Here is a 17170-nt window from a genome sequence, read left to right as displayed (position 1 = left end):
CCGCGGGCCGGCGGCGCCCGTAGCCATCGATGAGGCCCGCCGCCTGACGCAGCCGTACCCGGCACACCAGCGACCCGCCCGGCCCACCCTCGCACCGCCGACGCCCCGCCACGGCCGACGCCCCACCCCCGCCCGGCCGCCGTCCGCGCCGGCCGCACCCCGACACCCGATCAGCCGCCCGGGCCGCCCCGGCCCCGAGGGAGGGATCCACCCCCGTGACCATCCGCAGTCTCCGCACCCAGCTCGCGGACGACCCCGACGTGGGCGCCGGCAACGTGCTGACCGCCCGGATCGCCCTCGGCCAGGGGCTCGACGAGCCGCTGCTCACCTTCGACACCCCGGTGGACGGCCACCCCGCCTGGCAGCCGCTCACCCTGCGCGAGCTCGACCGTGCCGTCCGGGCCCGCGCCGCCGCCCTGCACGGCCTCGGCATCACCCGGCGCGACCCGGTCGTGGTGCACGCGAGCGACGCCGCCGAGCACGTGCTCGCCTTCCTCGCCCTGGCCCGGCTCGGCGCCGTCCCCGCGCTGCTCAACCCCAACCTGGACGCCGAGCGCGCCGCCCGCTACATCGCCCGGCTCGGCGCCGTCGGGGTGCTCGCCGACCCGGCCCACCTGGCCGCCCTGGCCGAGTACGACCCGGGCGCACCGCTGCTGCCGGAGATCTCCACCCTCGGCGCGGGCGACCCGGACGCCGCCCCGGAGCCCTACCGGCACTGGTCCGGCGACCCGGTGGCGATCACCCACTCCTCCGGCACCACCGGCATGCCGAAGGCCGTCGTGCACTCCCACGCCGGCCTGTACGCGGCGATCCGCCACCGGCTGCGGCTGCCCCGCCCGCAGGGCCAGGACCGGATGCTCAGCGCCCTGCCCGCCCCGCACGCCGCGACCCTGATCGCGCTCAACCTCGCGCTCAGCTCGCACACCGAACTGGCCTGCCTGTCCGGCCAGTCCGGCGCCGGCGTGCTGGACGCGATCGAGCAGTGGCACCCCACCGGGGTGATCGGCTTCGCCGCCACCTGGGCGGACCTCGCCCACCACGACCTGGCCGCACGGGACCTGGCCTCCGTCGCACTCTGGTGGAACACCGGCGACTGCGCCCACGAGGTGCACATCCGCCGACTGATCGCCACCGGCAGCCGGGAGACCGTCACCCGGCAGGGCCGCACCCGGCAGCCCGGCTCGCTGTTCGTGGACGGCCTCGGCTCCACCGAGATGGGCCACTCGCACTTCTTCATCACCCACGGCCCCGGCACCGACCGCTACGGCCGCTGCGTCGGCCGCCCGCACGCCTTCGTCGACTGCGAAGTGGTCGGCCCGGACGGCGAACCGCTCGGCCCCGGCGAGGTCGGCGAACTCGCCACCGCCTCACCGACCCTGGCCCTCGGCTACTGGAACGACTCGGCCACCACCTTCCGCACCCGGCTGCGCGGCCGCTTCCTCACCGGGGACCTGATGTACCGGGACGAGGAGGGCTACTACTACCACGTCGACCGGGCCGTGGACTCGCTCGAACTCGCCGACGGCAAGCGGCTGTTCACCGCGATGTCGGAGGAACGGGTACTGGCCGCCCGCCCGGACGTGCTGGACTGCACGGTGGTCGCCGTCCGGGACGGCGAGCAGGTGGTCACCGACGTGCTGCTGCTCCTCGGCGAGGACGCCGACCGGGACGCCGCAGCCGAGGCCGACCGCGCCGAGGCCGTCGTCGCCGCCCTGGACGAGGCCACCGCCGCGACCGTCCGCAAGGTCCTGGTGGTCACCGGCGACGACATCCCGCTCGGCCCGACCGGCAAGGTCCGCAAGGTCCTGCTGCGTGAGCGCCACCTGGCGGCGGTGAGCGCCCGATGACCGACCGCGAAGCCGCCGTCATCACCGGCATCGGCCTGGTCTCCCCGCTCGGCCGGGGGCCCGCCGAGGTGTTCGAGGCGCTGGCCGCCGGCCGCTCCGGCCTGCGGGCCGTCCCCGAGGACCACCCCGCGCACGGCTGGCTGCCCGCCGCCGGGATCGCCCCCGCCGTGGACGGCCGCGAGGTGCTGCCGCCCACCGAGACCCGCTGCGTGGACCGCTTCGTGCTGCTCGCCCTGGCCGCGGCCGACGACGCGCTCGCCGACGCCGCCCTGGTGGTCGGCCGTGACGCCGACCCGCACCGCACCGCCGTGGTGCTGGCCACCGGGGGCGGCGGCCTGGAGACCTTCGAGCAGCAGTCGCACCGCCGGCTGGAGCGCGGCCGCCCCGGCGTCAGCCCGTACCTGCTGCCCGGCATGCTCTCCAACATGGCCGCCGCCCGGATCGCCATCAAGTACGGCATCCGGGGCTACAGTTCGGCCGTGGTGACGGCCTGCGCGGCCGGCGCCCAGGCGATCGCGGAGGGGCTGCGGCTGATCCGCGCGGGCGACGCCGACGTGGTGGTGTGCGGCGGCACCGAGTCCTCGCTGCACCCGACCATCGCCGCCGCCTTCACCAACGCCCGTGCCCTGGCGCAGGGCTGGGAGGATCCGGAGCAGTCCAGCCGGCCCTTCGACAGCCGCCGCAACGGCTTCGTGCTGGGCGAGGGCAGCGCCGTCCTCGTCCTGGAGAGCGCGAGCCACGCCGCCGCGCGCGGCGCCACCGGCTACGCGGACGTGCTCGGCTGGGGCGCCTCCACCGACGCCCACCACCCGACCATGCCCCGCCCGGACGGCGCCGGCGCCGCCGACGCGATGCGCGCCGCGCTCGCCAACGCGGGCCTGGCCCCGGAGGACATCGACTACGTGAACGCCCACGGCACCGGCACCAAGCTCGGTGACGTGGCGGAGACCGCCGCCCTGCACGCCGTCTTCGGCGCGCACCGGCCTGCGGTCAGCTCCACCAAGGGCTCCACCGGCCATCTCCTGGGCGCCGCAGGCGCGTTGGAGGCAGCGGTGACGGCCCTGGCGGTGGCGAGGGGGACGCTGCCGCCGACGCTCAACCTGGTCGACCCGGACCCGGCCTGCGACCTGGACCACGTCCGGGGCGCCGCCCGGTCCACCCCGGTGCGCGCCGCGCTGAGCAACGCCTTCGCCTTCGGCGGCCACAACCTCAGCCTGATCCTCGGCCCGGCCTCCGTCCGCCCCGTCGACGCCACGCGCTAGCTCCCGCGGGTCCTCGCCGGGCAGCGCCGCCCGGCAGCGCGCCGCTCCTCGAACCACCATCCCTCCGGGGGGAGATCCCGTTGTCCATCCAGACCATCGCCCGCGTCGAGTTCCACTGCGCGGACGCCGACAAGACCGCCGCCGAACTGCACGCCGACTACGACTTCACCGCCGCACCCCCGACCACCTCGGCGGACGGCACCCGCACCATCGACCTCGCCCAGGGCTCGATCCGGCTGCGCCTGACCGCCGCCGCCGACCCCGGCCACCCGGTGTCCGCCTACGTCGCCCGGCACGGCGACGGCGTCGCCGCGCTCGCCCTCGGCTGCACCGACCCGCGGGCCGCCCTGGAGCGGGCCGAACGGCACGGCGCCCGGGTGCTGGACCGGGAGGCCTGCCTGATCGCCGGATTCGGCGACACCGCCCTGCGGTTCACCTCGATGCACGCGGCCGGGGCGGACCGGGCCGACGGGGCGACCGGGAGCACCGGCCCCGGGCTGCTGGAGGCCCTCGACCACGTCGCGATCTGCCTGCCCGGCGGCGAACTCGCCGACGCCGTACGGTTCTGCGAGGCCGCGCTCGGCTTCCACGCGATCTTCGAGGAGTACATCGAGGTCGGCGAGCAGGCCATGGACTCCACCGTGGTGCAGAGCTCCTCCGGCCTGGTCACCTTCACCCTGATCGAGCCCGACACCGCCCGCCGCCCGGGCCAGATCGACGAGTTCCTGTCCGCCCACGGCGGCGCCGGGGTGCAGCACCTGGCGTTCAGCACCCACGACATCGCCACCGCCGTGCGCACCGCCCGCTCCCGCGGCGTGGAGTTCCTGACCACCCCGGGCGCCTACTTCGACGCGCTCACCGAGCGGCTCGGCGGGACGGCCATCCCGGTGGAGACCCTGCGCGACCTGCACGTCCTGGTGGACCAGGACCACGGCGGCCAGCTGTTCCAGATCTTCGCCCGCTCGACCCACCCGCGGCGCACCTCCTTCCTGGAACTGATCGAGCGCCAGGGCGCGGGCACGTTCGGCACCGCGAACATCAAGGCGCTCTACGAGGCGGTCGAGCGACAGACCTCCGCCGCCGCCCGCTGACCGCCCCCAGAAGGGAAGCACCACCGATGACCACCGCCACCGAGTTCCGCCTCACCGACGCCGAGCACGCCCTGCTGCCCACCCCCGAGGAGGTGGCGCACTACCGCGAGCACGGCTGGTACCTCTCCCGCCGGCTGTTCACCGACGAGGAGCTGGACACCCTCCAGGCCGCCACCGAGCTGTACTACGCGGGCCACCGGGACCGTGAACTGCCCGTCCGCCCGCCCCGGTTGGCCGCCTGGGAGCCCTCGCACGGGCCGGTCCAGCGGCACAACGACTACGTCCACCACGAGAGCGACGCGATCGGCGCGATCCTGCGCAAGCCGCTGGTCGGCGCGGTCGCCGCACTGCTCGCCGGGGCCGAGGAGATCCGGATCTTCCAGGCCACCCTGATCTACAAGCCCCCGGTGCCCGGGGAGCCCAGCAACCACGTGCCCTGGCACTTCGACAAGCACTACTGGCAGACCTCGACCTCCCAGTCCATGCTCACCGCCTTCATCCCGTTCCACGACTGCCGGGAGGAGAACGGCACCATCACCATGGTCGACGGCAGCCACCGCTGGCGGGAGATGCCCTCCGGCGAGGACTCCACCCGGCACTTCGCCGACCGCGACAACTCCGAGCTGGACGCCATCCTGGACGCCAACGCCGCGTTCAACGGGCAGCGGGTGCGGAAGGTCCCGATGCTGATCCCGCGCGGCCACATGTCCTTCCACCACTGCCGCACCTACCACGGCAGCGGCCCCAACCTGGCCTCCTTCCCCCGCCGGGCCGTCTCGCTGCACCTCCAGGACGGCGCCAACGAGTACCGGCGGCACGAAGGGCCGGACGGCGGCCCGGTGGTGTACAACCACGACGTGCTGGTGCGCCGCACCGCCGACGGCCGACCGGACTACGCCGACCCGGCGTTCTGCCCGACGGTCTGGCGGGGAACGCTGTGACGGCACCGCCCGCGGCCGCGATCGCCCCGCTGGCCGCCCCGGCCGAGCGCTACCGGATGCTGCGGCTGATCCGCGGCTTCGAGGAGCTGGCGCTCGGCCTGGTGAAGTCCGGCGCGATCCCCGGCGGCATCCACCCGTACATCGGGCAGGAGGCCGTCGCGGTCGGCGTCTGCTCGGCGCTCGGCCCGGCCGACCGGCTGACCAGCACCCACCGCGGCCACGGCCACGTGCTCGCCCGGGGCGCCGCCCCGGACCGGCTGCTCGCCGAACTCGCGGGCCGGGTCGACGGGTTGAACGGCGGCCGGGGCGGCTCGATGCACGCCGCCGACCTCTCGCTGGGCATCCTCGGCGCCAACGGCATCGTCGGCGCCGGGGCGCCGATCGCGGTGGGCGCCGCCTGGGCCGCCAAGCACAGCACGCACGCCACGCACGCCACGCACGCCGAGAGCGGGACCGAGGGCAGCCCGGTCGCGGTGTCCTTCTTCGGCGACGGCGCGCTCAACCAGGGCGTGCTGCTGGAGTCGCTCAACCTCGCGGCGATGTGGCGGCTGCCGGTGCTCTTCGTCTGCGAGAACAACGGCTACGCCACCACCCTGCCCGCCGCGACCGCCGTCGCGGGCACCGCCACCGGCCGGGCCGCCGCCTTCGGCATCCCCGCCGAGCAGGTGGACGGCATGGACACCGAGGCCGTCCGGGCCGCCGCCCTGCGCGCGGTCGAGCGGGCCCGCGCGGGCGGCGGCCCCGGCTTCCTGGAGTGCCGCACCTACCGCTACGAAGGCCACCACACCATGGAACGCCGGATGAAACTGCGCTACCGCACCCCCGAGGAGGTCGCGGCCTGGCGCGAGCGTGACCCGCTGGCCCGGGCCGCCGCCCCGCTGGACCGGGCCGCGGTCGCCGAACTGGACCGCTCGGTGGCCGAACAGCTCGCCGCCGCCGAGGAGTTCGCCCTGGCCTCGGCCCACCCGGACCCGGCCGGCGCGCTGGACCACCTGTACGCCGACGGCCTTCGGCCCCGGGCGGGGGTGTCGGCGTGACCAGGCTCTCGTACACCAAGGCGCTCAACCGGGCCCTGGCCGACGAACTCGCCGAGGACCCGGCGGTCTGCGTGTTCGGCGAGGACATCGGCGCCGGTCTGGCCGGCCCCACCCTGGGCCTGCTGGACCGCTTCGGCCCGGAGCGGATCGTGGACACCCCGCTCTCCGAACAGGCCTTCACCGCGATGGCGATGGGCGCCGCCCTGGCCGGGCGGCGGCCGGTGCTGGAGTTCCAGATCCCCTCGCTGCTCTTCCTGGTCTTCGAGCAACTCGTCAACCAGGCCCACAAGTTCTCGCTGATGACCGGCGGCCAGGCGGCCGTCCCGCTGACCTGCCTGGTGCCCGGCTCGGGCTCCCGGGACGGCTGGGCCGGGCAGCACTCCGACCACCCGTACAGCCTGTTCGCGCACGCCGGGGTGAAGACCGTGGTGCCCGCCACCCCGACCGACGCCTACGGGCTGCTGCGCTCGGCGATCCGCGACCCGGACCCGGTGGTGGTGTTCGCCCCGGCGGCCGCCCTGGCGGTGCGCGAGACGGTGACCTGGGAACTCGCCCCGGTGCCGCTCGGCCGGGCCCGGATCCACCGACCCGGCACGGACGTCACCCTGGTCGCCCTCGGACACCTGGTGCACGACGCCCTGGCCGTCGCCGAGGAGCTGGCACCGGAGCTCTCGGTCGAGGTGCTCGACCCGCGCACCGTCCACCCCTTCGACTGGCCGGCGCTCGCCGAGTCGCTGGAGCGCACCGGCCGGCTGGTCGTCGTGGACGACTCCAACCGCAGCTGCGGCTTCGGCGCCGAGGTGCTCGCCACCGCCGCCGAGGAGATGCGGCTGATCGCCCCGCCGCGCCGGATCACCCGCCCGGACGGCGCGGTGCTGCCCTTCGCCCCCGCCCTCGACCGGGCCGTCCAGCCCGGCCGCGAGCAGCTGCGGCACGCACTGCGGTCCGTCGTGAAGGCCCGCTGACCGCCGCCCCCGACACCCGCGGCCCCACGGCCACGACACCCCCGACCCGCCGTCACGGCTCCCCCGGCCACCACCGTGACGGCGGGTCGAGGGCATGCGCCGGGCGGGTGCCGACCCCCGCCCAGTGGCGGACCTCCTGGCGCCGCCGGGCGATCGAGCAGGCCTTCCGGGCCGCACCGGAGGGGCTCACAGCACCTTCGGCAGCACCGCCGCCGGGGCGGGCGGCTCGTCGCCCGCCAGCCGGAACCGGTGCAGCGCCGCCCGGCCGTCCGCCCCGCGGACCCGGGCGGCGAGCCGGGCGGGCAGCACCACGGTGCTGAGCCACCCCTCGCCGCGGTACCCCTCGATGGTCCAACTCACCCAGGGGAGCGGGTAGTTCGCGGCCGGACTGACGAACACCGGGGAGCGGCCCTGGAAGCTCACCCGATAGGTGCCGAAGCGGCTCCAGTTGGAGAAGCTGAACCGGCGCTGCTGCGGGTCGAAGCCCAGCGGCACGCACTCCCCCATCCGTGAACGGCCCAGCCCCGCCAGGAAGTCCAGGTTGGAGCGCAGGTTGAGGTGGGCGGTCGGGAACTCCTCGACCGCCGTCCGCAGCGCGGCCGCCAGCACCGCCGGGCCGTCCTTCGGCCGGTGCGGCACGTGCACCTCGCTCAGCAGGTTGCCCACCAGGGCGGGCGAAAGGCCCAGCCAGCGGCGGGCGTTGACCGGCACGGTGAGCATCCGCTCGGCCTGGTCACCGTCCAACTCCCGCAGGGTGGCGAGCACATGGGCGCAGAGCGCGTCCCCGGCGGAGAGCCGGCGCCCGGCGGCCGCCCCGAACTCCTCGCGCATCCGGTCGACCTCGGCCTCGGTGAAGGCGATCTGGACGGTCCGGTTGGCGCGCGGTCCGACCGCGACCTCGCGGGCCAGCTGCTCCGCCTCCGCCGGTTCCGGCAGCCGGAAGCCGGGGCGTCCGCAGTCCTCGGCCGGCAGTACGGCGGCCAGCAACGCGTCCTGGTCGTCGACGAGTTCGGCCTCCGGCAGCGGCTCGCCCTCGACCGCCGCGGACCAGATCCGCAGCAGCAGCACGAAGCTGTGCAGGTCCCCGATCGCGTGGTGCCAGGAGCAGCCGAGCACCGTCCCGCCGTCGGCGGTCCGGGTGATCCGCACGGTGAACAGCGGGGCACCGCCGGTGCGCGCGGCGACGGCGTCCACCGGGTCGACCAGTTCGGAGCCGGCCGCCACCACCCGGCCCATCGCCTCGGCGAGGGTGCCGTCCACGGTGTAGACCGCGAGCGGCACCCCGGAGTCGTCGCAGACCGCCCGGAGCGCGCCGTCCTCGGTGCGCAGCCGTCCGGCGAACACCGGCACCCGCTCCAGGGCGAGGGCGAGGCCTGCGGCGAGCCGGTCCTCGTCCAGCGGCCGGTCGAAGCAGAGCACGACGGAGACGGCGAGGTCGGCGAGCATGGTGTCCATCAGGCCCAGGCGCAGCACCCGGCCGTCGGCCCGGCCGGCGCGGACGGTCCGGGAGCTGCGCGGATGCGGCCAGATCGTCATGGGTTCCCATCCGGTGGTCCGGCCGGTGGTCCGGCCTGCGGGCACGCCGAACGATAGTGCTGCGCCGAGGCAGTGGTCCAGTCCAATGTCAGGATCCGGAAAGGCCGTTCGGGCCCGCCGACGATAGAATGCCGAGCATGGGACAGCGCCCCGGCGCACCCACCGCGCCGCCCCTCGTCCTGGTCACCGACCACGAATCCCGGCTGATCGACCCCACCCGGGCCTACCACCTGGGCCGGGACCCGACCAGCGAGATCGTGCTGGACGACCCCCGGGTCTCCTGGCACCACGCGGTGCTGCGCGCCACCGACGGCCACTGGCTGCTGGAGGACGTCGGCAGCACCAACGGCACCTACGACCAGGGCCACCGGATCGACCACGAGGACGTCGGCCCGGGCACCCGGCTGCGCTTCGGCGACCCGGCCACCGGCCCGTCCGCGACCTTCGCCGGCCTGCCCGGCCCCGCCCCCGGCGAGCGCACGGTGCTGCTCGCCCCGCGCAGCTCCGGCACCTTCCGCAGCCCGAGCGCCGTGCTGGAACTGCCCGGCCGCGCCCTGCGGATCGGCCGCGCCCCCGACAACGACCTGGTCCTGGACGACCTGGTGGTCTCCCGCCACCACGCCGAGCTGCGCGAACTGCCCGACGGCGGGCACGAGATCGTCGACCTGGACAGCCACAACGGCACCTACCTCAACGGCCGCCCGGTCCGCCGCGCCCCGGTCGGCCCGGCCGACCTGGTCGGCATCGGCCACTCCTCGCTCTGCCTGGCCGACGGCCGGCTGGTCGAGTACACCGACACCGGCGAGGTCTCGCTGGACGTCCAGCACCTGGTCGTCCGGGTCGGCCCGGACCACCGGGTGCTGCTGGACGACGTCGGCTTCCCGCTCGCCGAGAAGGCCCTGCTCGCGGTGGCCGGCCCGAGCGGCGCCGGCAAGTCCACCCTGCTCAACGCCCTCACCGGGCTGCGCCCCGCCGACGAGGGCACCGTGCTGTACGACGGGCGCGACCTCTACCGCGACTACGCGGAGCTGCGCCGCCGGATCGGCCTCGTCCCCCAGGACGACATCCTGCACACCCAGCTGACCGTCCGCCGCGCCCTGTCGTACGCCGCCGAACTGCGCTTCCCCGGGGACACCGCGAAGGAGGAGCGGGAGGGCAGGGTCTCCGAGGTGATCGGCGAACTGGGCCTGGAGGCGCGGGAGCAGCAGGTGATCGCCAGCCTCTCCGGCGGCCAGCGCAAGCGGGTCAGCATCGCGCTGGAGCTGCTCACCAAGCCCTCGCTGCTCTTCCTGGACGAGCCGACCTCCGGCCTGGACCCGGGCATGGAGCGCTCGGTGATGCAGTTGCTGCGCGGGCTGGCCGACGACGGCCGCACGGTGGTCGTGGTGACGCACAGCGTGCTGAGCCTCAACGTGTGCGACCGCCTGCTGGTGCTCGCCCCCGGCGGGCGGACCGCCTACTACGGGCCGCCGACCGAGGCGCTGGCGTACTTCGGCGAGGCGGAGTGGCCGGAGGCCTTCGAGGCCTTCGAGAACGACGCCGAGGGGCTCTGCCGGCAGCGCTTCCGCGCCTCGCCGCAGTACCAGCGGTACGTGGCGGCCGAGGCGGCGCACCCGGTGCCCCCGGCCCGCCCGCCGGAGTCGGCCGGGGCGGCCAGGGCGGCTGGGGCGGCCGCGCGGCCCGTCGGCCGGGAGAAGCCGCAGGGCTGGTTCTCCCAGCTGGGCACGCTGGTGCGCCGCTACGCCGCGGTGCTCGCCGCCGACCGGCTGTTCCTGACCGTGATGATCGTGCTGCCGTTCGTCATCGGCCTGATGTGCCGGGCGATGGCCGGCAGCCGCCTCACCGACGAGAACGCCATCAACTGCCTGCTCACGCTCTGTCTCGGCGGGGTGCTCACCGGCTCGGCCAACGCGGTGCGCGAGGTGGTCAAGGAGCGCGCGATCTACCGGCGGGAGCGGGTGGTCGGCCTGTCCCGGTCGGCGTACCTGGTGTCGAAGGTGGTGGTGCTCGGCGCGGTCACGGTGGCGCAGGCCGCGGTGCTGACGGTGGTCGGCCTGGCCGGGGTCGCGCTCACCGCGCAGCCCCGCCCGAACGCCCCGCCGCCGGTGACCACCGGTGTGCTGATGCCCCAGCTGCCGGAGCTGATCATCGCGGTCGCGCTGCTGGCGTTCACCTCGATGATGCTCGGCCTGGTGGTGTCCGCGCTGGTCGCCAAGGAGGAGACCACCATGCCGCTGCTGGTGCTCCTCGCGATCGTCCAGGTCGTGTTCAGCGGCCTGATGCTCCGGCTGCACGGCGTGCCCGGCCTGGAGCAGTTCGCCTGGCTGGTGCCGTCCCGGTGGGGCCTGTCGGCGATGGCCCGCACCGTCGACCTGAACCGGCTCACCGTACCGAGCCCGATCACCGCGGACCCGATGTTCCGCCCCGAGCGCACCGGCTGGCTGGTCTCCATGGGCGCGCTGGCCGCCCTCGCGGCGGCGTACGGGCTGGCGGTGCTCGCCCTGCTGCGGCGGCACGAGCCGAGCGTCATGCGCAAGTAGCCGCCCCCGGCCCCGCCGGTAGAGTGGGAGACGAACTGCGGTGCGAATGCCGCTCGCGACCCCTGCCCCCCGGCACCGGTCGGCGCGGCGGAGGGAATGTACCCGCCCATGGACGAGTTCGCGTTCCGCCCCACCCACGTCGCCCCGCCGGACGGCCTGGCGACCTGGACGGCGCCGGACCCGGCACGGCCCTCCGCCCGGCTCGACCCGCTGCTCCCGGTCCGGCTGATCGCCCGGCAGGGCGACTGGGCCCAGGTGCTCTGCTCCAACGGCTGGACCGCCTGGGTGGACGCCCGGCTGCTGGTCGTGCTCCCCCAGCCGCCCCCCGCCGCGGACGGACCGCCCGCCCGCACCGCCGACCCCCGGCCCGCCCTCGCCGAGGCCGGGGCCGCACTCGCCCGGCACCGCGCCCTGCTGGAGGACCTCGCCACGGGCGCCCTGGACCTTGAGTCCTTCCGGGAGCGGACCCGCGGCCTGCGGATCGGCCTGGTCGCGGACGGCGAGGCGCTCTGGGTGTTCGACCCGGTGCACGACCGCTGGTGCTACTGCGACGGGCTCCAGTTGCAGACGTACGCGGCCATCGACCGGCCACCGGCCACCGACCGGCAGGCAGCCGTCGGGTCCGCGGGCGCGCCGGGAGCGGCACCGGTGCCCGACCCGCAGACGCAGGGCCCGTACGCGCCCACCCGGACGGGTGAGCCGTGACCCCGGCCGAGCCACCCCCGGCCTCCGACCCGTCCTCGCCCTCGACCGTCGGGCTGCCCGCCGGCCTGGTCGGGCGGAGGGTGGCGGGCTACCGGCTGGAGCAGGAGATCGGGCGCGGCGGGATGGCCGTGGTCTACCGGGCCAAGGACCTGCGGCTCGGCCGGACCGTCGCGGTCAAGCTGCTGGCCCCCGAGCTGGCCCGCAACGAGGTGTTCCGGCAGCGCTTCATGCACGAGTCCGAGGCCGCCGCCGGCATCGACCACCCGCACATCGTCCCGGTGTTCGAGGCCGGGGAGCACGACGGCATCCTCTACCTGGCGATGCGCTACGTCGAGGGCGGCGACCTGCGCGCGCTGATCAACCGGGACGCCCCGCTCCCGATCGAGCGCGCCACCCGGCTGGCCCTGCAGATCGCCTCCGCCCTGGACGCCGCGCACGACCACGACCTGGTGCACCGGGACGTCAAGCCCGGCAACGTCCTGGTCGCCGCCGGCACCGACAGCGAGCACCCCGAGCACCTCTACCTGGCGGACTTCGGCCTCACCAAGAAGTCCCTCTCGCTCAGCGGGCTGACCAGCGTCGGCCAGATCGTCGGCACCCTCGACTACGCCGCGCCCGAGCAGATCTCCGGCCGGCCGCTGGACGGGCGCTGCGACCAGTACGCGCTCGGCTGCGTGGTCTTCGAGATGCTCGCGGGCACCCCGCCGTTCCGCCGGGAGAGCGACCTCGCGCTGCTCTGGGCCCACCTCAACGACCCGCCGCCCGAACTGCGCCGGCACCGCCCGGACCTCCCCGAGGCGGTCGACGCCGTGGTGGCCCGCTCGCTCGCCAAGACGCCCGGGGAGCGGTACGACAGCTGCCTGCAGTTCGTCGCCGAGCTGCGCGCGTCCACCGGGCCCGCGCCCTGGACGGCGGACGGCCCGCCCACCCGGGTCGTCCCGGCGGTCGCCCGCGCCTCCGGCCCCACCCCGGTGCCGGACCCGCCCGCCTGGGCCGGCCCGGTCGTCCACCCGCCGTACCGGGACCGTCAGGGCCCGTCCCAGGAAGCTCTGGAGAGCCGTCGACCATGAACGCCGTGAGCCAGGTCTTCGCCATGCTCGCCGCCGCGATCCACCTCGTGGTGTGGCCGCTGGAGAGCTACCTGTACGGGCACCCGAGGGTGCGCTACCTGCTCACCGGCAGCACGGCGGACGCCCCGGAGGTCCGGCTGTGGCGGTTCAACGTCGGTTTCTACAACCTGTTCCTGGCCCTCGGGCTGGTCGCCGGGCTGGTCCTGCTGCACACCGGGCACTCCGGGGCGGGGCGGCCGGTGATCCTCTACATCGCGGCCTTCCTGGTGGCCGGCGGGACCACCCTGTTCGTCTCGGAGCCGAAGCTGTGGCGCGGCGCGCTCGCCCAGGCCGTCCCGGCGGCGGCCGTCCTGCTCGCCGAACTGCCCTGAGGCCGGGGCGGGTACGGGTGTCCGCTCCGGGTTCAGCCGCCGGTGCCCGCTCCGGTACTCTCCGCGCCCTCCCCGGCGAGCTCCCCGGTGACCTCCCCGGGGTGCCGCACCCGGGCCGCCAACAGCGCCCCGAGCAGTCCGGTCAGCAGTCCCCAACCGGCCGCCAGCGGCACCGCCGTCCACAGCTCCGGGCGCAGCGTCAGGCTGCCGCTGCCCAGCGCCGACACCGGGTTGTCCCCGCCGAGCACCGCGCCGAGCAGGTCCCCCAGTCCGCCCTGGCCGAGGCCGACACCCAGCACGGACAGCCCGTAGTCGGCGTCCATCCGGGTCCACAGGCCCACCAGCAGCACGGTGACGGCGGTGGCCAGCGCGAAGCGGACGGAGTGCTGCCAGAGCCGGACGCGGCGCGGTGAGCGGCGGGCGGCGAGGAAGGCGGCGGCGGTCAGCAGCACGGCGGCCACCGGCAGCAGCCACCAGCTGCGCGCGTCGTGCTCGGCCAGGGTGCCGAGGTCGATGGTCGCCGACCCCCCACCGGGGGCGCGCAGCACCGCGCTGAGCGGTTGGGGCACGGGCAGGCCGAGCGCGCCGACCAGCCGGCCGTGCCAGACGGCCCCGAGGCCGAGGCCGAAGGCCAGCCAGACCAGGTCGGGCAGGGCCAGCAGCAGCACCGCCATGGTCGAGCGGGCGTTGCCGTGCACGAGCGCGGTGACGACCCCGGCCACCGCGCCGATCGCGACGTACCCGAGCAGGACCGTCCAGAGCGCGAACGCGGCCGGGCGGACGGCGAGTTGGTAGCGCAACAGGCCGCGCGGCAGCGGCGCCCGGCGGGAGACCGCGAAGACCGCGGCGAACACCAGCAGCAGCCAGGCCAGCCCGACGCCGATGGTGGTGGCGCCGTCCGCGTGGAAGCCGACCTCCGGGGTGAGCCCGAGCGCGCCGCCGATGGTCTCCACCAGGCTGCCGCCGAGCTGGATCACGAAGGTGTGCTTGGCGGTGACGGTGATCACCACCAGGGCGATCAGCCAGAGCACCACCGTCCGGGCGATCCGGCCCAGCAGTTCACCGCCTCCCGCGACCGCGCGGAAGCGCAGTTGACGCAGGAACACCTCGGCGATCACCACCGCGCCGACCAGCGAGACGCTCAGCGGCATCGCGCTGACCCCGGCGTCCACCGCCGCGAAACTGCCCGCGCCGCCGTCGAGTTGGACCGAGCCGCCGACGGCCAGCGCCAGCGTCGCGGCGAGCACCGGCGGGAAGCCGCCCTCCGGGAGGTCGCTCGCCCCGGCCAGCCAGAGGCCCAGCGCGGCCACCGCCGCCATCGCGACGAGTCCGGCCAGCACCACGGCGAGCGCGTCCAGCCAGCCGCGGACGGCTCCGGGCGGGCCGGCGGCCCCGGTGGTGGGCTGCTGCATGCCGCCTCCCTCTGCTCGAACGGGCCTGGTCCGTTCCCAGGGTGACCGACCGCCGCGGGGCACGCTCGGCGACGGCGGGGCCACCTGCTGTTGCGGCGAACGGGGCACCGGGGGAGAAATGGAACCCAGTGGCAGGAGCTTCCCGTGCCGACCGTTCCTGTCGGCCGCCTGCGAAACGGAGCCTCGATGAGTTCCCAACCGCCCCCGTCCGGCCCGCCGAGCGAGCCGCCCTACGGCCCGCCCTCCGGTCCCCCGTCCGGCCCGCTGGCCGGCCCCCCGTCGGGTGGCGGCACGGGCGGTGCGTCGTCCGTGCCGCCACCGCCCTCGGGCCCGTCGGGGCCCTCAGGACCGTCGGGGCCGTCCGGGGGCGGTGCGGGTGGCTCCAGCGCGGGCAGCGGGCGGGGTCCGCGCAGGCCGTGGTGGCGTTCCCGGACGGGGCTGTCGGTCGCGGCCGGCGTGGTGGCGGCGGCCGTGGTGGCGACGGTGCTGATCGTCAACAACCAGGGCGGCAGGAACGAGGCCGTCCCGACCGCCAACGAGGTCGCCCTCCAGGCCCCGGCCGACCCCGGACCGGCGCCGTTCACCCCATCGGTGGAAACCCAGGGCATGAGCGCCCCGGCCCCCGCTCCCACCAGCACGGCGGCACAGCCGGGCGGCACCCCCAGAACCAGCTCCCCGGCCGTCCTGCACAGCGTGCAGGGCAACTCGGCGGGCCTGTACGGCGGGACGATGAGCCGGTCCAGCTGCGACACCGAACGGCTGATCGGCATGGTGTCCAGCGGTGACGCCGGACGGGCCTGGGCCTCGGCCGCGGGCATCGAACAGTCCGCGATCCCGTCCTACCTGCGCTCGCTGACCTCGGCCTACCTGCGGGTGGACACCCGGGTGACCAACCACAGCTACAAGAGCGGCGCCGTGGTGGAGTACCAGTCCGTGCTGCAGGCGGGCACGGCCGTCCTGGTGGACGCCCAGGGCGTGCCCCGGGTGCGCTGCGCCTGCGGCAACCCGTTGAAGCCGGCGGTGCTGGTGAGCAACGCCAAGTACACCGGGAAGGCCTGGACGGGCTTCGAGCCGACCACGCTGATCGTGGTGGTGCCGGCCCCGCAGCCGGTGACCGAGATCATCCTGGTGAACGTCGAGACGGGCGGCTGGTTCTCCCGGCTGACCGGTCGGATCGAGGTGGTGGACAAGCGCGTCGAGCCGCCGAAGCAACTGGTGCCGGGCGTTCCGCCGCCCGTGCCGTGGAAGCCCACGTCGCCGACGGCGACGGCCTCGACCTCGGGCACGACCTCTTCGGGCGCGACGTCCAGCGGGGCGACCTCGTCCGGTGCCACCTCCTCCGGCGCCACCAGCTCGGGTGCCACCACCTCCGGAGCGACCTCGTCCGGCGCGACGGCCTCGACCTCGGGCGCCACCAGCTCCGGTGCGACGTCCTCCGGCGCCACCTCCTCCGGAGCGACGTCCGGCGGTACGACGTCCTCCGGCGCCTCCACCGGTACGGGCTCAGCCGCGGCCACCTCGTCGACCACGTCGGGCAGGCCGTCCGAGAGCACCGCGACGACGCACTCCTCGTCCGCCTCGACGCTCAGCGAGGCACCGACCAGCAAGACCAGCACGACCGGGGCCGGCGCGACGGGCGAGGGCACCACGACCTCGGCCGGTGCCACCTCGGCCGGCGCCCAGACGGCGACGCCGATCTGCAAGCAGCCGGGACCGACGGGCACGGTCACGCCCTGCCCGCCCGCGACCCCCTGATCCCACCGCCCCGCCGCCCACTGCCCCACCGCCCCGCCGCCACCGGCCGTCTCGAACGCCGGTGGCGGTGGCACGTCTCAGGGCAGCAGCACCTTCGCGTCGTCCGGGCCGAGCGGCCGCCCGTCCGCCGAGCGCACCTCCACCGGGGCGACCGGGGCGCCCGAGGCGCGGTCGACCAGCCGGGCCCGGGGCTCGCCCTCGGCGAAGAACCAGTCGTCACCCCACTGCCGCAGCGCGGTGATCACCGGGAACAGCGCGCGGCCCTTCTCGGTGAGCAGGTACTCCTGGTAGGGGCTGCCGTCGGCGGCCGGGGCGAGTTCGAAGACGCCATTGGCGACCAGGTTGGTGAGCCGCGCCGACAGGATGTTCTTGGCCAGCCCCAGGTTCTTCTGGAACTGCCCGAAGCGGCGCAGCCCGTCGAAGGCGTCCCGGACGATCAGCAGCGTCCAGCCGTCGCCGACCACGTCGAGCGGGCGGGCGACCGGGCAGGTCGACTCCTCGTGCGTGGTGCGTTTCGGCACTCTTCCCACCTCTCGACCGGTCGGCGGCCAGCGTACCGCCGAACGTGTGGTTGCTTATTGAAACCAGGATATGCCAGGGTGACGCGGTAGCACTTTGAAACCACTGCTGCCCGTCGA

General features: G+C 75.5%; 14 protein-coding genes. 11 read left to right on the top strand and 3 right to left on the bottom strand.

Features of this window, described 5'->3' with window-relative positions; all coding sequences use genetic code 11:
* Positions 1-215 precede the first annotated feature (215 nt).
* From ACFY2K_RS15135 to ACFY2K_RS15110, 6 genes are all read left to right on the top strand, one after another.
* A complete protein-coding gene (locus tag ACFY2K_RS15135) occupies positions 216-1847 on the top strand; it encodes a class I adenylate-forming enzyme family protein (RefSeq protein WP_380639636.1) in 1632 nt (543 codons plus the stop codon).
* Positions 1844-3109 (top strand): beta-ketoacyl-[acyl-carrier-protein] synthase family protein, encoded by a 1266-nt coding sequence (locus ACFY2K_RS15130; protein WP_380592042.1) that lies wholly within the window; start codon positions 1844-1846, stop codon positions 3107-3109. Before ACFY2K_RS15135 ends, ACFY2K_RS15130 begins: the two co-directional genes overlap by 4 nt.
* 80 nt (positions 3110-3189) lie before the next feature.
* On the top strand, positions 3190-4200 hold the full coding sequence (hppD, locus tag ACFY2K_RS15125; protein ID WP_380526430.1) for a 4-hydroxyphenylpyruvate dioxygenase: 1011 nt from the start codon (positions 3190-3192) through the stop codon (positions 4198-4200).
* Between the two features lie 26 nt (positions 4201-4226).
* Complete coding sequence (locus ACFY2K_RS15120) at positions 4227-5141, top strand: phytanoyl-CoA dioxygenase family protein (RefSeq protein WP_375886906.1); 915 nt, start codon at positions 4227-4229, stop codon at positions 5139-5141.
* The gene (locus ACFY2K_RS15115; RefSeq protein WP_380526428.1) at positions 5138-6178 is read left to right on the top strand and encodes a thiamine pyrophosphate-dependent dehydrogenase E1 component subunit alpha; all 1041 of its coding nucleotides are present in this window, start codon (positions 5138-5140) and stop codon (positions 6176-6178) included. The genes ACFY2K_RS15120 and ACFY2K_RS15115 overlap by 4 nt, the downstream gene beginning before the upstream one ends.
* The gene (locus ACFY2K_RS15110; RefSeq protein ID WP_375886904.1) at positions 6175-7143 is read left to right on the top strand and encodes an alpha-ketoacid dehydrogenase subunit beta; all 969 of its coding nucleotides are present in this window, start codon (positions 6175-6177) and stop codon (positions 7141-7143) included. The genes ACFY2K_RS15115 and ACFY2K_RS15110 overlap by 4 nt, the downstream gene beginning before the upstream one ends.
* Positions 7144-7329: 186 nt before the next feature.
* Here ACFY2K_RS15110 and ACFY2K_RS15105 read toward each other — a convergent pair whose 3' ends face one another.
* Positions 7330-8679: an acyltransferase gene (locus ACFY2K_RS15105; RefSeq protein WP_387711682.1), complete on the bottom strand. Its 1350-nt coding sequence runs from the start codon at positions 8677-8679 to the stop codon at positions 7330-7332.
* 137 nt (positions 8680-8816) lie between these two features.
* Between ACFY2K_RS15105 and ACFY2K_RS15100 the strand changes: the two genes are divergently transcribed.
* The 4 genes from ACFY2K_RS15100 (at position 8817) to ACFY2K_RS15085 (ending at position 13365) form a co-directional block, all read left to right on the top strand.
* Positions 8817-11219 (top strand): FHA domain-containing protein, encoded by a 2403-nt coding sequence (locus tag ACFY2K_RS15100; RefSeq protein WP_387711680.1) that lies wholly within the window; start codon positions 8817-8819, stop codon positions 11217-11219.
* 108 nt (positions 11220-11327) lie between these two features.
* A complete protein-coding gene (locus tag ACFY2K_RS15095; RefSeq protein WP_387711678.1) occupies positions 11328-11924 on the top strand; it encodes a hypothetical protein in 597 nt (198 codons plus the stop codon).
* Complete coding sequence (locus ACFY2K_RS15090; RefSeq protein WP_380592037.1) at positions 11921-12994, top strand: serine/threonine-protein kinase; 1074 nt, start codon at positions 11921-11923, stop codon at positions 12992-12994. Before ACFY2K_RS15095 ends, ACFY2K_RS15090 begins: the two co-directional genes overlap by 4 nt.
* A complete protein-coding gene (locus tag ACFY2K_RS15085) occupies positions 12991-13365 on the top strand; it encodes a DUF1304 family protein (protein ID WP_387711676.1) in 375 nt (124 codons plus the stop codon). The genes ACFY2K_RS15090 and ACFY2K_RS15085 overlap by 4 nt, the downstream gene beginning before the upstream one ends.
* A 32-nt stretch (positions 13366-13397) precedes the next feature.
* Here the strand turns inward: ACFY2K_RS15085 and ACFY2K_RS15080 are convergent, their stop codons facing one another.
* The gene (locus ACFY2K_RS15080; RefSeq protein WP_375886888.1) at positions 13398-14777 is read right to left on the bottom strand and encodes a streptophobe family protein; all 1380 of its coding nucleotides are present in this window, start codon (positions 14775-14777) and stop codon (positions 13398-13400) included.
* Positions 14778-15248: 471 nt separating this feature from the next.
* Here ACFY2K_RS15080 and ACFY2K_RS15075 point away from each other — a divergent pair, with 471 nt between their 5' ends.
* The gene (locus tag ACFY2K_RS15075; protein WP_387711674.1) at positions 15249-16532 is read left to right on the top strand and encodes a DUF6777 domain-containing protein; all 1284 of its coding nucleotides are present in this window, start codon (positions 15249-15251) and stop codon (positions 16530-16532) included.
* Between the two features lie 77 nt (positions 16533-16609).
* Here the strand turns inward: ACFY2K_RS15075 and ACFY2K_RS15070 are convergent, their stop codons facing one another.
* Positions 16610-17053 carry a winged helix-turn-helix transcriptional regulator gene (locus ACFY2K_RS15070; RefSeq protein WP_380526412.1) on the bottom strand — a complete coding sequence of 148 codons (444 nt, stop codon included), beginning with the start codon at positions 17051-17053 and terminating at the stop codon, positions 16610-16612.
* Positions 17054-17170 lie beyond the last annotated feature (117 nt).

This window comes from Kitasatospora sp. NPDC001309 (genome assembly GCF_042896295.1).
Taxonomy (GTDB): Bacteria; Actinomycetota; Actinomycetes; order Streptomycetales; family Streptomycetaceae; genus Kitasatospora.
The sequence above is the reverse complement of the archived record's forward strand: the minus strand, read 5'-3'. Positions and strand labels throughout refer to the sequence as shown.

What these genes read in the sequence shown, in the direction of transcription:
- ACFY2K_RS15130 (WP_380592042.1), top strand. Translation starts at nt 1,844, where the DNA reads ATGACCGACCGCGAAGCCGCCGTCATCACCGGCATCGGCCTGGTCTCC.
- ACFY2K_RS15120 (WP_375886906.1), top strand. Translation starts at nt 4,227, where the DNA reads ATGACCACCGCCACCGAGTTCCGCCTCACCGACGCCGAGCACGCCCTG.
- ACFY2K_RS15105 (WP_387711682.1), bottom strand. Translation starts at nt 8,679, where the DNA reads ATGACGATCTGGCCGCATCCGCGCAGCTCCCGGACCGTCCGCGCCGGC.
- ACFY2K_RS15100 (WP_387711680.1), top strand. Translation starts at nt 8,817, where the DNA reads ATGGGACAGCGCCCCGGCGCACCCACCGCGCCGCCCCTCGTCCTGGTC.
- ACFY2K_RS15095 (WP_387711678.1), top strand. Translation starts at nt 11,328, where the DNA reads ATGGACGAGTTCGCGTTCCGCCCCACCCACGTCGCCCCGCCGGACGGC.
- ACFY2K_RS15085 (WP_387711676.1), top strand. Translation starts at nt 12,991, where the DNA reads ATGAACGCCGTGAGCCAGGTCTTCGCCATGCTCGCCGCCGCGATCCAC.
- ACFY2K_RS15080 (WP_375886888.1), bottom strand. Translation starts at nt 14,777, where the DNA reads ATGCAGCAGCCCACCACCGGGGCCGCCGGCCCGCCCGGAGCCGTCCGC.